The sequence below is a fragment of the Arthrobacter sp. D1-17 genome (assembly GCF_054130535.1).
In genome coordinates this window covers 2,219,270-2,236,052 of record NZ_CP096382.1, presented here as the reverse complement: position 1 = coordinate 2,236,052, position 16,783 = coordinate 2,219,270, and the positions used below count along the sequence as shown (strand labels likewise).

Here is a 16,783-nt window from a genome sequence, read left to right as displayed (position 1 = left end):
CATTTCGACTTGCCGTTAGCGCGGTACCAGGGAGGGACTCGTAGGGTGACTGTGACTGTCTTGGAATTCTGTGTCCTCGCATCGGTCCTGTTCGCCGCAGCATGCCTCCAAGGATCCGTAGGCTTTGGCTTAGGAATGGTCGCGGCGCCGGTGATTGCCATCATCGATCCGTCGCTGTTGCCAGCCTCGCTGATCCTGCTTTCTGTTCTGCTGACCTTGATCATCACCGTACGGGAACACCAACACTTGGACATTCGCGGCGTCGGCTGGGCCTTGGCTGGCCGCATTCCGGGCAGTATCGTCGGGGCCTGGCTAGTCATCGCGCTCCCGCCGGAGGGCCTGGTATGGCTGGTGGCGTTCGCGGTAACTGCAGGGATCTTGGCAGCCTTCCTCGGCTGGGTCCCGCCACCACTAAGGCGCAATCTGATAGCTGCTGGAGCCGCCTCAGGAATCCTAGGGACTGCCACATCCATCGGGGGCACTCCCATGGCAATCATTTGGCAGCGCTCCGAAGGTCCTCGACTCCGCGGAACGATGAGCGCCTTCTTCCTGGTCGGTTCCTGCATGTCCCTCCTGGCTCTGGCCTTGGCTGGTGCAATCAACGAAAAAATACTCCAGGTATCACTCGCAATGGTTCCGTCCGTGCTAGCAGGATTCTTTCTGTCCCGCTTCCTCACCAGATTCCTGCAGCCACAGCGGACACGTCTAGTCGCGCTGGCTGCATCCTCAGCGGGTGTACTGCTGCTCATCGGCCAGCAACTGCTGCAGCAGGGCTAGGTCCGGAGATTCCCTAGGCGGGCTCGAAGACCGGGAGCCTCTGGACGTGCGGCACCTGCAGCAGGGTGACGGCCGCTGCGGCCCCCCAAGGGGCGGCTGGGGCTGCTGCTCAACCGCCCGCGGCGACCGCATCGCCGGGTTACTTTCGCGTGCGCATATTGGCCTCCGCGGGTTTGCGGCTATCGCCGGACCGGGGCGCAGGGTAGTTTCGCGTCCATGAAACCGTTGATCCTCCTCGACATCGAAGGAGTCCTGAACCCGACGGCGCATCATCGCAGGGGCGAGGACTATCCCGCGCTCGGGCTCTCAGATACCAAGGTGTCGTTGGTCAGACGGCTCGCCAGGTGCGGGCGGATCGCCTGGGTGTCGACGTGGCCGGCGGCCATGATCGGGGGGCTGGAGAGGCAGCTGCAGCTCGAGGTGGAACCCTTACGCATCACGCTGACGCTTAGCCCCGACGATGGTGATGAGCCGACGCCGAAGCTGCGCTCGGTGATCCGGTGGCTGGCCCGGATGGAGGACCTGGGCGAAGCGGATTGGGACTCGGTGGTGTGGGTTGATGACGTGCTCGGTCCGGACGCCCGGGAGTGGGCCCATCACCACAGCCAGCCCGTCCTGCTGGAGAAGCCGGTTCCGGACCATGGCTTGACCGAAGCGCACGTCGTGGCCGTCGAGGTGTTCCTTGATAGCGGCGCCGGGGGGTGAAAGGTAGATTGACCGCCAAGAGTGTGCAGCTGAGATGGGGGAGCTTCTGTGCAGTTGGTGGCGTACCTGAAGGGTGAGCGGGTCGACGCGACCCAGATGCGGCCCGCTCCGAAATGCCTTGCCAAGCAGCAAGCCCGCAGCTTGACTCATGAACAGGGCCGGTGCCGCCGACCCTCAATGATCACTGTGGAAACGAAGCGTCATGGGATTTCTCGCATTTCTCGTGCTCGGCCTGATTGCGGGAGCCATCGCGGGTGAGACACCGGCTGTTCCGGCCTCGACCGTGTACCCGACTGCCGCGGTCCCGATGATTGAGGCGGCTCCCAGTGTGAAGTAACACGGCCAGCTCACGGCAGCGGAGGCGGGACTGACAGCCCTGAGGTAGTTGGCCTTGTTGTAGAACGCCTTGACGGTAATCTTGCGGCCGCCGCCGGCAGGGGTGAGCCGGTAGCTTGGGTCGGTTGAGTGGTAGGTCATGTGCTGCCCGTCCCGGTACCAAACGTACTGCACGCTGTCCGCTGCCGGGGTGGGGGCTGGGCCCGGACGGCGGTGAGCAGCTGGCCGGCCAGCGCGGTTGCCCTGAATGATGGGGGCTGCCGGCGCGGTGAACCTGCCCTGGATGGTCGAGCTCCACAGGCTTCGCGTTTCTGTGGCTGGGGCAGAGACTTGACGAGTTTCCATGCGTGCACGTGTCCCCTGGCGTTATCGGAGCCAGCGGCTGCTTGCCGGACGGCCGACGGCGGGCTGGTTGAGTCTCGGTGCTTCGCCCCGTAGGCCCTCCGCCGCCGGCCTCTCAGGAGGATAGGGGGCACCCCATGTGGGAAGCCTATGGCACCCTGAACATCGAAGTTAGTCAGGGCCCTTGCTTTTGAGGGTCCCGGGTCTCGGTGTCCTCAGGCCACCCCCGGGTTTTCCAACCTGCCCCGTCCACGCCGGCGGTGTCCTGAAGGAAGGTAGCCGCGAACCCTCAGTTCAGGGCTTGCCGGGCCCGGAAGCATTCTCCCCCAAACTCCCGCCGGCTACCTGCCTCGCCTGTCTCTGCACTGGCGGACCTGGCGGATGTAAAGTGCGGATGTAAAGTCTCGACGTCCTGGACATCCCCACGAGCACTGCCGCAGCGTCCGGAATCCTGTGCGCCGCCAGCGTGTCCTCGAGGTCATGGCAGTAGCGCTCCATCCGGACGGCTCCGGCCATCGCGGAGGTGACCTTCAGGCTCACCACGGCTTCCTTGGCCGCCTCCACATTGCTGCTGCTCAGGCACCCGGCAACTGGCCAGCATCTTGATTGCACATGCCCTCGGGCCGGTGGTGCGTCTATATCCCTGGAAGGCACGACCTGGTCGGGGGAGCCTGCGGGTCCATAGGGGGCAAGCGAAACGCCACGCGTGGCATTCTCGCACTTGTATTCTTGCCGTGAAAACGATCCCTGATGCTGTCCGGCCTAGAGCAGCTGGAAGTGGTTAGGCATCGATCACCAAATCGGTCCGCGCGGTGGAGCAGCAGGGCAGGAACTTGCCTGCATCGATTTCCCGTGCCCGGATCCCGCCCTGGTGGTTCATCTCGACCTCCCCGGAAAGCTTGACGACCTTGCAGGAGCCGCACATGCCTTCCTTGCAGTTCGCGCCGATCCGGACGCCCGCACGCTGGGCTACCCCGAGGATGTGTTCGGTGGGGTCGATGCGGACATTGATGCCGGTGCGCATGAAGGACAGTGTGAGGCTTCCCGTTCCGACCGTGTCGAAGCCCGAGGCATCGGGGGACCCGGCCTGCGGCCCCACGTCCGGACTGCCGTCGGGGGCTTCGGAATAGGGGGCGTCCGGGTCCGCGGTTTCCAGCGGCAGCCCCGTGGCCTTCAGTGGTCCCTCGGCGTTGTAGCCGGGCTCGTAGAGCCCGAACGCTGTGGGCTGGCTTTCGTAGTAGTCCTCGGCGGAATCGGCGATTTCCTCGGCGATTTCCTCTGCAATGTCGACTGCAAGCGCGATCTCCGCCTGATATTCAAGGATCGTCTGGCGGTCTCCCGAGAAGAATTCCATGTTGATGGAGGTGTCGTCGACGCCGACCTTCCCCAGGAGCTCGGTGGCGGTATTTAGGTAACCCTCGGGGCCGCAGGCATAGACTTGGCGGCCGTTGGCATCGGGGGCAACCTCCTCGAGCATGGCCGCCGTCAGCCTTCCGCTGAGCCATTCCCACCCTTCGGGTTTGCTGCGGTCGCCCAGGGCGTAGAAGACCTTGACTCGCGAGTCCACGGAGGCGATGTAGGCCAGCTCCTGGTGGAAGGCATATCCGCCGGCCTCCGCTCCGTGGTAGAGCACCACGACATCGGCTTGGCCGGGCAGGGAGTGGATGGTCCGCACCATCGACATGATGGGGGTGATGCCTGCGCCGGCGGCCAGCAAGAGGTATCGTGCCCGGCGGTCGGCGTCAGGCAGGTGGAATGCCCCGACCGGTCCGAGCATCTCCAGGACGGTGCCGGGTTTGACGTTCTGGTGCACCCACGGTGAGACCAGCCCAGCGGGGTCGCGTTTGACTGTGATGTTGAAAGTCCACGGCTGGGTGGGCGAGCTCGACAGCGAGTAGCTGCGGTCCACCGGATCCTGGTCCTCGCCGTTCACGGGAAATGCGATGTTCACGTACTGGCCCGCACGGAACGCCAGGGGCGCACCGTCGCAGCGGCGGAACACGAAGGTCATCATGCCGCCTGCCTCAGGAACGGTCTCGACACATTCCGCCATGAACTCCTGCGGATGCCAGGGACCCAGTGCGTGGGCGGCGCGGGCGGGTCCCTCGCTGCTGCCCATCACCCTGTTCCACGGCATCTCAAGACCGCGGATGCGCTGTGGTTCCTGGATTGCCGTCTCCGTGCCGAGTTGCGTCATGCCAAGTGCTCCTGCACGCGCTGCACGTACCAGTTGATGAACGCCTCGACCTGGTATTCGCTCTTCATGTACGGGCCGGGCTCGTAGGCGGGGCTGCTGGCGCCCTTCTGACACAGCTCCACGAACGCCTTGTCCTGCAGATTTGTCTGCTTCCAGGTGTAGGTGAGTTTCTCCAGATCGTAATCGACGCCTTCCTCGGCGTCGTCAGCCACCAGCCAGGTGGTACGTACCAGTGTCTGGTGTTCGTTGACGGGGAAGACGGCGAACGTGATGACGTGGTCCCCGAGGAAATGGAACCAACTGTTGGGCTGCAGGTGCATCGAGCAGCGGCCAAGACGGAAGTCCCGCAAGTCACCGAGCAGCTTCTTGGAAAGCCTGCGCCCATCGGGCGAGAACGATTCGCCTTCACCGTCAAGCGATTCCCGTGAAATGCGGATTCCCGCTATGCGCGTGTCAAGCTCCTCGATGACCTCGTAGGGAAGGCCATAGCGCCTGCAACGCTCCTCGAGCGATGACTGCGCTTCCTTGTTGCGGTCCCACACTTCTTCGAGATGAGGCGGGACCAGGCCCTCAGTCAGGCCCCAGGTGGGAAAGAGGGAACACGCGAGCTCCGGGTGGCCGTCGCAGTGGTAGCACTCACGGTTGTTCTCCATGACGAGCTTCCAGTTGCCCTCCTCGATGATGTTCTGCTGGTAGGCGATTTTCGTCTTCGCCAGATCGTGGGGCGCAAGGTAAGGCTCGAAGATCTTTCCGGTTTCGTCAAAATCCGTGGGCGGTTCATCCGCAATGCAGACGAAAATGAGTCCGGCAAACACGCGGCTGTGGGCGCGCTTGAGACCGAAGCAGCCCTTGTCGAACTTCGTTTCACCCGGTGCCGAGGCATGGATTAGATCGCCGTTGGGGGAGTAGGTCCAGGAGTGATAGCCGCATACCAGGTTGCCTGTTGACCCCGAGGGTTCGGTCAGGACGCGGGCCCCTCGGTGGCGGCACACGTTGTGCAGGACGTTCACGCCGCCGTCGTCGTTGCGCAGCACGATTAGGGAGTAAGGCCCATAGTCGACGGTGACGTAGTCCCCCGGCTCCGGGAGCTCGGCGATGCTGGCGGCAAAGATCCAGTGCTGGCCAAAAATGGCCTGCATGTCGACGTTGAAAATCGTCGGATCAGTGTAGAAGGGTGCATCGAGGGAATATCCCGTACGCCGGAGATGGAACAACTCGGAGATCTCCGCCAGCTGCTCTGCAGGCAATGATGAAGCGAGTTTTCCGCGGGTGTTGAGGGACAAGTTCACTGGAACAGACATAGGTTTCCTCCCGGGGGGCCTGAGTAGTGTGCAATGCGTTGGGACCACGGGTGGGTGGGTGCAACTGGCGTTATCAAAAAAGCTGTAGTCATGACATTAGGGACGATTGAACCGCAACAAAAGCGCAATATTTAGAAGATAACCCTGCAGAATAGATGCATGATCGATCCAAGGCTCCTTACGCTTCGGGTGTTTGCCCGGTGCGGCACCATAGGCGCAACCGCGGAGCTCACAGGTTATTCTCCCTCCGCCGTCTCCGCGCAGTTGCGGGAGCTCCAGCGCGTGCTTGGAATGCAGCTGCTAACTAAGGACGGCCGGGGTGTGCGGCTGACCGCCACGGGCCGCTTTCTCGTGGCGGGCTCGGACACCCTCATTGCCGGATGGGAGAGCCTGCGCGCCGCAGCCATGGAGGCAGGCGACCAGGTGCCATCTCATTTTGGCCTCGGCGGATTTTCCACTGCGGCCGCACAATTGCTCGCGCCGCTGGCCGCCACCCTGCGCTCGACACGCCCCCTGCTGGAGGTGCAGGTACTCGAGGCCAACCCGGCCCGCTGCTTCGACTTGTTGGTTGCCGAGCGAATCGACCTCGCGGTCATCGTCGCCATGCAGTCCGACACCTCGGTTGAGGATGATCCGCGCTTCGAGCAGACCGTTTTGCTCGACGATCCCCTGGACGTGATCATCCCCTCCGACCATCCGTTGGCATCGCGGGAAACGGTGACGCTCGAAGAGCTGGCATCCGAACCCTGGATCACTGAGTCCGCCGGTTCCGCCTACCATTCCCTGTTCACCGCGGCGTTCACGGCAGTCGGGGTGACGCCGCGGATTGCCCACGAGGCCGTTGAATGGGAAACCCAGATCGCCTTCGTTGGTGCGGGGCTGGGCGTGGGCCTGCTGCCGCGACTGGCCCCCCTGCACAGTGCCGAAAACGTGGTTCGACTGCGCATTACTGGCAAGGGAAAGCCCACGCGCCGTATTGTCGCTGCGGTGCGCAGGGGCAGCATCGCATCGCCCCTGATCCAGGAGTCGCTCGGTATCCTGCAGGTCAGCGCCAACCGGATCCTCGCCGCCCGACCCGGAGACGATCTCTGAAATCGCATTGTCGCGATTCGTTGCCGACGGGCCAGCAGGTCCAGAAGGTGGCGACACGTCCGCGCGGCCGCCTTCTTCGCCGCTTCGTCGTGTGAGTGTCTGCCGCGCAGTCCATGAGATGGGAGAAGGAGGTGTCGCCCGAGCGAACCTCTACAGTGTTTGGCGGGCCTCTCGGTCCGTTGCAATCGGAGGCACTCAAGACGTAGGACGGGCCAGACTCGTTGATAATCCTCACCCTTGCCAGCGCAAAAAACCGCGTTCCCACAGTAGGGAATGCGATTATTCACTGGGTGATCAGAGGATGAATATGGGTGCGGACATTGTCCACACTTATGGCCTCGGACTGGGTTGTACCGGTGTTGGTTCGGGCCGGATTCCGCATGTTTCCGGAGGAATCCTGTGTTTGCAGGCGCTGGAATGTAGTTCGAGTCCCACCTCGGGCACAGCATATCCCCTCGTCAGAGGGGTTTTTGCTTTGAGGTGTTGACATAGCCTGGGGTGGCGTCACTCTGACTCTGGTCCGCGGGCTGTGGCCTGGCCGCCGTGGTGGCTCATTCAGGTGTGTGGGGTGGCGGGTTCAAGTCCCTGGCTAGTGGGCCTTCCGCTTGCTGTGGCGGGGTTTTGCGGTTCCTCGTTCCGGTTTTGTCGGGTTGGTCGGGGGTGGCCAACACCTGTTCATGGTCCGGGTGGCGGGGACGACATGACGTACCAGAATCTGGAATGGAAAGCATCTTGAACATACGCCGGGGCCTTGCCGGAACCTGCCACGGCGACCGGGCAACGTGATCCTCTAGGTAGGTCAGTGCGTTTGGTGGTTCTGAATCCGCGGTTACCGGTGTAAGTGCTCTCGCCAGTCTGCCGGTACCTTGTCTGCCGGCGCAGGTGCTGGCTGCTCCAGTGGTCTGGACTGAGGATCCGGAAGCCGCGGGCCGCGGAAGAACTTCTCCGTGTTGTGCTCGTAGAACCAGTCCTCCCCAGGTTCAAAGGACCTTATGACGGGGTGACCGACGGTGCGCGCGTGGGCGCTGGCATGCTGTGAGGGTGATGAATCGCAGCATCCGATGTGGCCGCATTGGGCGCAGCGGCGAAGATGTAGCCACCATCCTGGGCCGTCACCGCTGAGGCACTCCAGACAACCTGTTCCACTGGGTATGGCGGCCAGGCTGATTCCCGGAATAGGGAGATCCTCCATGGGGTGCTCCATTTCCATCGCTCCGCTTATTCTCAGGTCATCCCGCTTGCCAGCCGTAGTGAGCCATTCTGGCAGAACCTCCGCGCCATTGGAATGACGGAATCGAGGCGACAACCGCGGCCCGATACAACTCCGACTCCGGTGGAGAAGGCCTTCCCGGAGGCAACGAGCACCACTTGTCCCCAATGTCCTAGCGCGAGTATCGTGAGCTCACCGAACCATTGATCCGGAAAGACGGCGGCCATGGATGACTCGGTTCCGGTCATGCTGATTGCTACCACAGACCCGACCTCTCGGCGCGTTCTTGGAGATGAGTTACGTCGACGGTACGGTGCCGACTACGAGGTGCTGGCCTGCGCAGGCCATGCCCACGGGCGGGCGGTGCTTGAGGGGCTCCGGCGCTGGAATCGGCAGGTCGCCCTCATCCTCGGGTGCTACGGGCCGGCTGACCGCGGCGGACTCGATTTCCTGCGGCGTGCCTATGGCTTTCACCCGGCCGCCAAGCGTGGAGTAGTGGTGACATGGGGTGACTTCGCCAGCGCCCCCACTGTATTCCGGGCGATCGGGCAGGGGTACGCCGAATTGGTGATCATACGTCCCGAACGATCGCGCGACGAAGAATTCCATGGGGCGATTACCGACGCCCTCGACGACTGGCACCTGGCCCAGGGGGTCGGGTTCGAGGCGGTCCGGCTGATCGGGGAGGTAGGCGACGAAAGGACTCATATGTTGCGCGACTCCTTAAGTCGGAACCACATCCCGGTGGGCTTCCACCCTGTGGGGTCCGAGACCGCGCAACGGACGCTGGAGAGCCTGGGCCTGCGCGACCCCCTGCTGCCGGTCATGGTGCTGGAGTTCACCGCCTCACCAATCGTCCTCGAGAACCCCAGCGACCTGGAGATCGCCGAAGCGATGGGGGTGACGCGACCGCCGCCGGCGGACAAGATCTTCGATGTGGTGGTTGTGGGAGCCGGTCCATCCGGTCTTGCGACCGCCGTTTATGCCTCCTCCGAAGGCCTCTCCACCATGGTGGTGGAGGGTGAGGCTGTGGGAGGCCAGGCTGGCACCAGCTCATTGATCCGCAACTACCCTGGTTTCTCCCGCGGTGTGAGCGGCGCCCACCTGGCCTACCGCTCATTTCACCAGGCCTGGACTTTGGGCACGGACTTCCTGTTCATGCGGAAGGTGGAGGGGGTCCGCGTGGACGGAGCGTTGTACGCTGTGTCGATTTCGGATGGAAGTGTCGTGCGGTGCCGCACAGTCGTCGTGGCCACCGGCGTTGACTACCGTCGCCTCGGTATACCTCAGCTGGAGGGTCTGGTCGGCAGAGGCGTCTTCTACGGGGCCACAGTCTCGGAGGCGCCGTCGATGGCGGGAAAGCATGTCTGTGTCGTGGGTGGCGGCAACTCGGCCGGACAGGCGGCTCTGCACCTTGCTAAGTACGCGAAGCAGGTGACGCTGCTGGTGCGCGGGCCCACCCTGTCGGTCAGTATGTCGGAATACCTCATCTCCCAACTTGAGGCCACCCGGAACGTTGCGATCCGCTATAGTACCGTGATCGTTGGGGCCCGCGATCAGGACGGATTCCTTGCCGCAGTCAAGGTCGCCGCATCCGGACCCGACGCAACACCGAGCGATGAGATCGAAGCGGGCGGCTTGTTCGTGCTGATCGGTTCGGCGCCGCGGACCTCCTGGCTGCCCGACACCGTGGAGCGTGACCCAGCCGGTTTTCTGCGGACGGGCGCCAGCCGGGATGTCAGTGACGCCGGGTCCAGCAAGTCGGAAAGGGCGCCTTTAGCGCTGGAAACCAGCATGCCCGGCATTTTCGCGATCGGCGACGTGCGGGCCGGTTCGATCAAAAGGGTGGCTACCGCCGTCGGGGACGGCGCCACCGTTGTCTCGATGCTTCACACCTACCTAGCCGAGAATCCTACCCCTGGTGAGGCAGCCGCACCCGAGGAGCTGCCCGGTGATGTCCGCTCCAACTGAGGTCACACCGTTGATTCGGCCGATGCGGTGGCTGCTCTACGTTGCTGCATTCCTCGTGTTTCTTGCAGGGCTCGTGCTGTTCGTGTTTCCGCTCCGGACTGAGGAATGGTTCGCGTGGACAGTCAATCCGCCAATGACCGCGGTCTTCCTCGGGGCGGCATACTGGTCGAGTGCCGGCCTGGAGGTGACGGGCGCCCGCACAGCGAATTGGGATTCAGCGAGGCTGGCAGTCTGGCCCGTGTTCGTCTTCACGACATTGACCCTCGGAGTCACCCTGCTTCATCTCGATCGATTCCACCTGTCGTCAGACACTGCCCCCACTGCCCAAGTAGCCACTTGGGCGTGGCTGGCAATCTATGCCGTCGTGCCCGTGGCGATGCTCGTCATAAGCTGGATGCAGATCCGGTCCGGGCGTCCTGCCCCAAAGTCGGTAACGGCGGGACGGCCAGTGCTACCCCCTGCGCTCCGGCTGCTCCTGGTGGGAATCGCCGCGCTACTGCTGTCATATGGCGTGGCGCTCCTGGCAGTACCCATTCCTGCCGCGACGTGGTGGCCGTGGCCGCTGTCCGAGCTCACCGCTAGGGCGATCGGAGCGTGGCTGGTCGGTCTTGGGTGGGCTGCAGCCCAGGGCCAGTTGAGCGGTGATCTTCGCACCGTCCGCCCCGTGGCCCTAACCTCCGTTGCCTTCGTCATTCTGCAGGCGCTTGCCCTGCTGCGGTATGGCGACGCCCTGACATGGCCGAGCGCTCCGGCGATCGGCTTCGTAGCCGTACTACTGGCCATTGGAGTGGCCGGCGGATGGGCATTCGCACTTTCCCGTCGCCGGTAGTCCGGCCGGAATTTCGTGAGCGACCTTCCCGCATAGGCTTGATCGTCCGGACTGGCCGGGTACTCGAATACTCAACACCTGGCATCGAAGAACCACTATGATGGCCGTTTCTGGGATGAGGGGGAAGCCGTTAGAGCCGACTGGGACCGCCGGGGACGGGCCCTTACGCTGGCTCTGATGGCTCTTGCGCCTGCCTTTCCGGGAACCTTGAGCGGTTAACTCCTTATGCGTCCTTATGCGCGAGAGGGTCCTTTACGGGGCTGGCGGAAAACTCATGCTCGCTTTAGGCTACAAAAATGCAGAACGGATGACCCGCCGGATCGGCGTAGACGTACAACGGCTCGTTCGGGTCATCTGTACGGTCAAAGCGAAGCTCAGCCCCTAATGCCAGGGCCCTAAGATGTTGATGCCCGAGCGTTTCCCGGTCAGGAACGGTGAGATCGAGGTGCATCTGCATCGGCACATCAGGCAAGGGCCAGGTGGTCCGCTCCAGGTGATCAACCTGCTGGAAAGCAAGCTTGCGGTTGCCTTGCGCATCCGTGAGCACCAGCCAATCGACATCATCGCGTGTGCCCTCGGCGGCCGGCTCGTCTCCTGGCCGGTACTGGAGTCCGAGAAGCTGGCGGTAGAACTCCGCCAGTCCTCGCACATCAGTAGTATCTAGGACCGTCTGGAGTATCTGAGGGAACCCGGTCATGCGCCGAGTCTTCGCTGCCGTTCAGGATCCCGGACTGCACCAGGCGCACCAATCAGCGGCAAGCCGTTCCACGTTGCAGCTCACGACGATTACACCGATCTCGGTCTGCACACGGTCACCGTCACTATGACCAGTAAGGGTGGTAGCACCGCTACCGCCTCGACCACGGCCCGACCTGAGGGCGCCCGGCCACGGACTCTGCTGCTTCCGGGTCTGCGCTCCTGACCGACGCACCAAGGCCGTATTCCTGGCAATTCAGCGTTTCGATGATGGCGTCCTGGGAAGGACCGGGCCGAACTGCTCTTCAGCCACCAGCGGGGCGGTGTCGTTGAGACCGCTGACCACTGTCGGTTCTATGAAGTGACCCGGCAACCCCGGTCCCTTTGCCGCCGCCGAAGCACGGACTTCCTTTTGAGGATCCGATGGAGATCGAATTCTTTGACCCCCTGAAGCTGCGGCGTTGATGCGCTGTACAGAGTCGTGGCTGCTCGCTCGCGCTGCCAGCGGGCGCTTCCCGCACGCATGCTGGGGAAAGGGAAGAAATCATTTCCACTTCCGAGCACATCCAGGAATCGCGAGATTGAGTGAGGTCCTCCCCTGGCTCCAGTGGTTCTTCGCTCACTGGTGAGCACCAAAATCCGGGTCAATATCGCCGGAAACCTCGTCGCGGACCCCGATCTCACCTACGGTCAGTCCGGGTGCAGCACACGTCAAACTGCGGGTGGCTGTGAACCAGCGGCCTCCAAGGAATAGACGGAAGCTGGCACGACGGTGGAGCCCATTCAGAACGCTGTGGCCTGGTCCCATGGGACCAAGCCATAGCGTTGTGTCGAAGCGGAGGAACCGTGTGGTTCAGCTATAGCCCGCTACTGCCTTTCCACTCTTCCGGCTGCACACGCTTGATGCTCGATGAGTGCGCCCAACCCATGTGGTACTTACCGGATGAATCCAGCCACTCAATGAGGCCATACTTATGGGTCCATCCCACAGCCTTGCCGTAGACACCGCCGACGTACACCAATGGCCGGCCGTGCTTCGGGAAGTCCCGGATAGGCGCGGGGTCATCTATCGGTCGGCTTGCCTCAGCGTCCATCCGAGCCATCATGCGCTCAACATCTTCGGGCGAGCCAGACTTGATCACGACAACTATTATAGAACATATGTTCGAATGCCCGGGCGTGTGGAGGAACCGGACTTACAGGCGATGCTACGGCGCTCGCCGGAATGGTTTCGTCTCCGACGAAGAGTCCGTCTCGGATGGTGATGCCCTGTTCGGCGAGTACTCCGGTGAGCGCGGCGATGGTGCCCGCCTGGGGTCTGGTTTGTCCTGGGTGGCAGGCTTCGCTGGTCAGTACTTCGCGACGGTGCGCGCGTAGGGGAGTTCCCGGCCGGGCTGGCGGGGGAGATCGATGCGCAGGGTCGCGCCGATGCTGTTGTCGTTCATCGTGATGCAGGCCAGGCTTTCCTTTGGCCAAAAGCCCAGGGTGTGCCCGATGAAGCTGAGGACATCTGATGGTGTTGTGATCGTGAGCTTTTCCATGATCCCGTATTCCCTTCACCCTGGTGTTGCTGTGTGTTCTGCGGTTGTTGGTTGTGGGCGTCGTTCTGGTAGGGGACCGTCCGCTGGGTTCAGGGGCCGGAGTGCAACTTGGGGGACCGGCCCCGGGGCGAAAACTTCTTCTCGGAGCCATCCACTTCACTCTGGGAAGTTTTCGTTCCGGGGGCCGGCGCGGTAGCGCCCTGGGTTGCGCGCAGGTCCCGCACAGCGATCATGGGGCGTATCAGAATGACAAGCAGCGATAGAACTTTTGTCTGTCCGTTGACGCCAAGTATTAAAGCGGCGTGACTTCTTGCAAGGCACCGGAGGCAATGGTCTCCTGTAGTTTCCGGCTCGGTCAGGCCCCCGGTTTCTGTCCGCGACGATCAGCAAGAGCAAGGACGGAAGACCGGGAGGGCCGGGCTTCGTCTACGCCTGCGCCGGATATGCACCCTTTGGGTCTTAGGGCCGAGATGTCTTATTTTGTTCAGCAGACGCGGCCCTGATGGAGTCTGCAGGCTAAGGCACTCGCGGAGCGGATGCTCACGGTACACATGGCGGCCGTGTTCACACACTCAACTGATGACACGGTTCCTCCCGGACAGTACGGCCATGACGCACAGAACGAGCATCAGCATGGCGGTGGCGGTCAGCGGGAGAATCCAGCTGCCGCTGAGATCGTGGAGGGCGCCGAATGCCACCGGCCCGGCGGCCGCGATCGCGTAACCCACCGACTGGGCCATTCCCGAAAGCGAGGCGGCCTGCTGGTGGTTCCCGGCGCGGAGGCTGAACAGTGACAACGCGATTACAATGAGACTCCCGCACCCCAGGGCTGCAACCACCACCCACAGCAGCGTGAGCTGCGGCGCAAGGGAGAGGCCCGCATACGCGCAGAACGCGAGGATGCTGCTGCCAAGGGCGATCGGCCGCTGATCAGACGTGTGATGCAACACGGCTCCGGCGGCTAGGCTGGCCAGCACGCCAACCAACAGGAACACCGAGGTGTGCAGGCCGGACGTGGCCGCAGGGATCCCCTGTTCATGCTCAATTGCGGGTAGCCAGGCGACCATGACGAAGAACGCCAGCGACTGCAGCCCCATGAAGAGCGTGACCTGCCAGCCCAGCGCTGACTTCCACGGTGAACGCAGATGGCCCTGGGAATGGCCTTCGGCCTTGGCCGCGATGGGATTCCGGGACCGCAGCTTTGGGAGCAGGATGGCCAGCGCGATCAGCGCCAATCCCGCCCAGACGCCAAGCGCCAGCCGCCAGCCGTATGTGCTGGTATTGGCAATAGGAACGACGACGGCGGCGCCGGACGCGGCAACGGCACCTTGAGCGGCAGTGTAAATTCCGGTCACCTGACTGACCCGCGTAGGGAGATCCCTTTTGACCAGCGAGGGCAGCAGGACGTTCAGGAAGGCGATGCCGCTTCCGATGAGCACGGTACCGGCCCAGACAGCGGCTTCCACCGGAATGGAGCGGGCGAGGATTCCTGTCGCTAGCAGCAACAGCGATACCCACAGTGCCCTCTCTAAGCCCAGCCGGCGCGCCAGACCCGGGGCGACGGGTGAGAAGACGGCAAAAGAAATCAACGGCAGCCCGGTCAGCAGGCCGGCAGTGCTGCCGGACCAACCGAATTCGGCGCTGATGTCTGAGAGCACCGGACCTACGATGACGAAGGCTACCCGCAGGTTCACGGCGATGAGCAGGATGCCGAGGAAAGCCGCGCCAGCCTGTGCCGTGCGTATCGTTGTTACTCGTTCAGTCACCTGCACGCGCCCGTCTCCTGCTCCCGTTTTTGGTTCTGGCACTGACCCGCAATTACGGCGGAAGCTCCCATTGTGGCACGGTGCTTGCACGGGACCACTGCAGGATCCGATACAACTCAATCAAGCTGAATGTTGCCCCCACCCGAGTGGCCTCGCACTGTTGACGCCGGGCCAATCGGAGAGTTCAGACGGAGACCTCATCAGCCGCCGCCGAGTCAGGCGTGCGTGACGGTGGCAGATGCATCTGATGGGGCAGTGTGTGGTCACATCGTCGACGTCGTCGTCAGACGGGATGACGCGGTGCGGCTGCCTGGCGGGCCGCAAATGCGGCGGCCTCGGATCTGGATTGCAGACCCAGTTTGAGCAGGATGCTGCTGACGTGGTGCCCAACGGTGCGGGGGCTGAGGTAGAGTCGTTCAGCGATTTGCGGGTTGGTGAGTCCTTGCGCGAGGAGGCTCAGCACGTCACGCTCGCGCGCCGAGAGCAGCTCCGCCCGTCGGGGACCAGGTGGTGGGGTCACGCCGAGCGAGCGCAGGACAGCCGCCGCTTCGGCGGCTTCGCGTCGAGCGCCCAGCGCCTCAAGTCGCGCCAGGGCTGAGCGTGCCCGGGCAGCTGCAGCTTCGGGGTCGACGGGCTGGAACAGCCGGGCCAGGTCGAGTTCGGCGTTGGCCGTTTCAAAGGGCAGCTCCAGCCGCGTAAAGACGTCGAGCGCGAATCCGAGGTGTCGGCGGGCCGATTCCGGATTACCCTGCGCGGCGGCCACCAGTCCGGCGGCGTGGGCGAGGAGTCCTGCAGCACGGGGGAATGCGGGCGCCGTCCATACCGGGGATTCGGATCCAACCAGCCCGGCCGCGGCGGCGGGTCGGCCGGAGGCCAGCTCAGCCTCCGCGAGCGTGGCCACCAGCGTTGGGAACGTTGGGCTGTCGTGCTCCTGTAGGGATAATTCGCCCTTGAGGATCGAACGGGCCTCTGTGGGCCGGCCGAGGCGGAGCAGGCAGTGGGCCCGGACAACAGAGCCTGACGGTGTGGCGTCGGCGTCGTCCAACAGCACAAGTGCGGCATCCGGGTCGCCCTGGCGTAGCCGGAGTTCGGCCAGTGCGGTCAGCGCCTCCGTTCGGGGACCGCGGCCGGTGTCGGCGGACATGGAGAGCGCATGTGCAAGCTCGCGCTCTGCCTGGCTCCAATGTCCGGTCGCGACCAGGATACGGCCGTAGTGTGCACGGCACCTGGCTTGGAGGAATGGGCACCCGTAGGTCTGCATGAACCGGTCTGCCGCACGGCACCATTCCGTGGCCCGTCGGAGGTCGTCCACCAAGCTGCACGCCGCCAGCATGTTGCAGCTGGACCAAACCACTACCTCAAGCATCCGACGTGGCTCCGCGAAGGTGGCGGCCATGGCTTCGTCCAGCATGGCCATGCCCTGGCCTGCGTCACCGGTCGTCACATGCCACAGGCCGAGGTCCGCCAAGGCCATCGTGGACAGATCGCGGTCCGACAGTGACGCTGCGCTCGATGCCGCGGCCTCTATGAGGCGCCGGGCTTCGCCTTGATCGGCGGCGACATATCCCGACACCAGCGTGATCCACCCAACTGCTACGGCGTCTCCACTGCGCCGTGCCAGATGACGCGCCCGTGCGAGCCAGCCGTCGGCTGCAGCGAGGTTGTCGAAGTTGCTGAGGTACCAGATGCACAGGTGCACGCCGACCATGGCCGCTTCCGCATATCGCGACTTTTCCTCATAGGCGGCGAATGCCAGCTCAGCGTGTTCCAAGGCAGCCCGCACATCGCCCAGCCACCAGTAGGCCCGCGCGAGACCTTGATGTGCCTTGCCGGACTCATCCCGCGTGAGCACTGCCGTGTACGCGTCCCGCGCCGCCAGCCAATCACCAGCGTCGGCCAAGGCCGCGGCGTCTGCGAGGCTCGGCCCAACCACCATCCTGTAATCATCCCCTAACGTCAGCACCACGAATAGGTCAACTGACCGATGTCTGTTTGCCCGCCACGCACGACACTGGATATC

15 protein-coding genes are annotated in these 16,783 nt (G+C 63.6%); 5 read left to right on the top strand and 10 right to left on the bottom strand.

Annotated elements, in window-relative coordinates; all coding sequences use genetic code 11:
• Nucleotides 1-45: 45 nt before the first annotated feature.
• Nucleotides 46-777 carry a sulfite exporter TauE/SafE family protein gene (locus M1E01_RS10430; RefSeq protein WP_457971541.1) on the top strand — a complete coding sequence of 244 codons (732 nt, stop codon included), beginning with the start codon at nt 46-48 and terminating at the stop codon, nt 775-777.
• A gap of 216 nt (nt 778-993) precedes the next feature.
• Nucleotides 994-1,482 (top strand): HAD domain-containing protein, encoded by a 489-nt coding sequence (locus M1E01_RS10425; RefSeq protein ID WP_457971540.1) that lies wholly within the window; start codon nt 994-996, stop codon nt 1,480-1,482.
• Nucleotides 1,483-1,656: 174 nt separating this feature from the next.
• Here M1E01_RS10425 and M1E01_RS10420 read toward each other — a convergent pair whose 3' ends face one another.
• The 3 genes from M1E01_RS10420 to M1E01_RS10410 form a co-directional block, all read right to left on the bottom strand.
• The gene (locus M1E01_RS10420; RefSeq protein WP_457971539.1) at nt 1,657-1,959 is read right to left on the bottom strand and encodes a hypothetical protein; all 303 of its coding nucleotides are present in this window, start codon (nt 1,957-1,959) and stop codon (nt 1,657-1,659) included.
• Between the two features lie 982 nt (nt 1,960-2,941).
• Nucleotides 2,942-4,357 carry a ferredoxin reductase gene (locus tag M1E01_RS10415; RefSeq protein ID WP_457971538.1) on the bottom strand — a complete coding sequence of 472 codons (1,416 nt, stop codon included), beginning with the start codon at nt 4,355-4,357 and terminating at the stop codon, nt 2,942-2,944.
• Nucleotides 4,354-5,658 carry an aromatic ring-hydroxylating oxygenase subunit alpha gene (locus M1E01_RS10410; RefSeq protein WP_457971537.1) on the bottom strand — a complete coding sequence of 435 codons (1,305 nt, stop codon included), beginning with the start codon at nt 5,656-5,658 and terminating at the stop codon, nt 4,354-4,356. The genes M1E01_RS10415 and M1E01_RS10410 overlap by 4 nt, the downstream gene beginning before the upstream one ends.
• Nucleotides 5,659-5,817: 159 nt before the next feature.
• Here M1E01_RS10410 and M1E01_RS10405 point away from each other — a divergent pair, with 159 nt between their 5' ends.
• Complete coding sequence (locus tag M1E01_RS10405) at nt 5,818-6,750, top strand: LysR family transcriptional regulator (RefSeq protein WP_457971536.1); 933 nt, start codon at nt 5,818-5,820, stop codon at nt 6,748-6,750.
• A gap of 829 nt (nt 6,751-7,579) precedes the next feature.
• Here M1E01_RS10405 and M1E01_RS10400 read toward each other — a convergent pair.
• A complete protein-coding gene (locus tag M1E01_RS10400; RefSeq protein ID WP_309124451.1) occupies nt 7,580-7,942 on the bottom strand; it encodes a UBP-type zinc finger domain-containing protein in 363 nt (120 codons plus the stop codon).
• Between the two features lie 243 nt (nt 7,943-8,185).
• On the opposite strand from M1E01_RS10400, the gene M1E01_RS10395 reads away from it, so the two are divergent.
• Together M1E01_RS10395 and M1E01_RS10390 are read left to right on the top strand one after the other, a co-directional pair.
• Entirely contained in the window at nt 8,186-9,931 is a 1,746-nt protein-coding gene (locus tag M1E01_RS10395) for an FAD-dependent oxidoreductase (RefSeq protein WP_457971535.1), read from the top strand.
• A complete protein-coding gene (locus M1E01_RS10390; protein ID WP_457971534.1) occupies nt 9,915-10,760 on the top strand; it encodes a hypothetical protein in 846 nt (281 codons plus the stop codon). Before M1E01_RS10395 ends, M1E01_RS10390 begins: the two co-directional genes overlap by 17 nt.
• Nucleotides 10,761-11,043: 283 nt before the next feature.
• Here the strand turns inward: M1E01_RS10390 and M1E01_RS10385 are convergent, their stop codons facing one another.
• The 6 genes from M1E01_RS10385 to M1E01_RS10360 all read right to left on the bottom strand — a co-directional run bounded on the left by M1E01_RS10385 (nt 11,044) and on the right by M1E01_RS10360 (nt 16,699).
• Nucleotides 11,044-11,457, bottom strand: a complete 414-nt coding sequence (locus M1E01_RS10385; RefSeq protein ID WP_309124454.1) for a VOC family protein — start codon at nt 11,455-11,457, stop codon at nt 11,044-11,046.
• A gap of 255 nt (nt 11,458-11,712) precedes the next feature.
• On the bottom strand, nt 11,713-11,802 hold the full coding sequence (locus M1E01_RS10380) for a hypothetical protein (protein WP_457971533.1): 90 nt from the start codon (nt 11,800-11,802) through the stop codon (nt 11,713-11,715).
• A 511-nt stretch (nt 11,803-12,313) separates the two neighbouring features.
• Entirely contained in the window at nt 12,314-12,598 is a 285-nt protein-coding gene (locus M1E01_RS10375; RefSeq protein ID WP_309124456.1) for a hypothetical protein, read from the bottom strand.
• Nucleotides 12,599-12,805: 207 nt separating this feature from the next.
• Nucleotides 12,806-12,997, bottom strand: a complete 192-nt coding sequence (locus tag M1E01_RS10370; RefSeq protein ID WP_457971532.1) for a DUF4192 family protein — start codon at nt 12,995-12,997, stop codon at nt 12,806-12,808.
• A 572-nt stretch (nt 12,998-13,569) separates the two neighbouring features.
• On the bottom strand, nt 13,570-14,763 hold the full coding sequence (locus M1E01_RS10365; protein ID WP_457971531.1) for an MFS transporter: 1,194 nt from the start codon (nt 14,761-14,763) through the stop codon (nt 13,570-13,572).
• Nucleotides 14,764-15,046: 283 nt separating this feature from the next.
• The gene (locus M1E01_RS10360; protein WP_457971530.1) at nt 15,047-16,699 is read right to left on the bottom strand and encodes a LuxR C-terminal-related transcriptional regulator; all 1,653 of its coding nucleotides are present in this window, start codon (nt 16,697-16,699) and stop codon (nt 15,047-15,049) included.
• Nucleotides 16,700-16,783: the final 84 nt, after the last annotated feature.

What these genes read in the sequence shown, in the direction of transcription:
- M1E01_RS10420 (WP_457971539.1), bottom strand. Translation starts at nt 1,959, where the DNA reads ATGACCTACCACTCAACCGACCCAAGCTACCGGCTCACCCCTGCCGGC.
- M1E01_RS10370 (WP_457971532.1), bottom strand. Translation starts at nt 12,997, where the DNA reads ATGGAAAAGCTCACGATCACAACACCATCAGATGTCCTCAGCTTCATC.
- M1E01_RS10385 (WP_309124454.1), bottom strand. Translation starts at nt 11,457, where the DNA reads ATGACCGGGTTCCCTCAGATACTCCAGACGGTCCTAGATACTACTGAT.
- M1E01_RS10390 (WP_457971534.1), top strand. Translation starts at nt 9,915, where the DNA reads ATGTCCGCTCCAACTGAGGTCACACCGTTGATTCGGCCGATGCGGTGG.
- M1E01_RS10425 (WP_457971540.1), top strand. Translation starts at nt 994, where the DNA reads ATGAAACCGTTGATCCTCCTCGACATCGAAGGAGTCCTGAACCCGACG.
- M1E01_RS10395 (WP_457971535.1), top strand. Translation starts at nt 8,186, where the DNA reads ATGGATGACTCGGTTCCGGTCATGCTGATTGCTACCACAGACCCGACC.
- M1E01_RS10360 (WP_457971530.1), bottom strand. Translation starts at nt 16,699, where the DNA reads ATGGTGGTTGGGCCGAGCCTCGCAGACGCCGCGGCCTTGGCCGACGCT.
- M1E01_RS10405 (WP_457971536.1), top strand. Translation starts at nt 5,818, where the DNA reads ATGATCGATCCAAGGCTCCTTACGCTTCGGGTGTTTGCCCGGTGCGGC.
- M1E01_RS10400 (WP_309124451.1), bottom strand. Translation starts at nt 7,942, where the DNA reads ATGGAGGATCTCCCTATTCCGGGAATCAGCCTGGCCGCCATACCCAGT.
- M1E01_RS10410 (WP_457971537.1), bottom strand. Translation starts at nt 5,658, where the DNA reads ATGTCTGTTCCAGTGAACTTGTCCCTCAACACCCGCGGAAAACTCGCT.
- M1E01_RS10415 (WP_457971538.1), bottom strand. Translation starts at nt 4,357, where the DNA reads ATGACGCAACTCGGCACGGAGACGGCAATCCAGGAACCACAGCGCATC.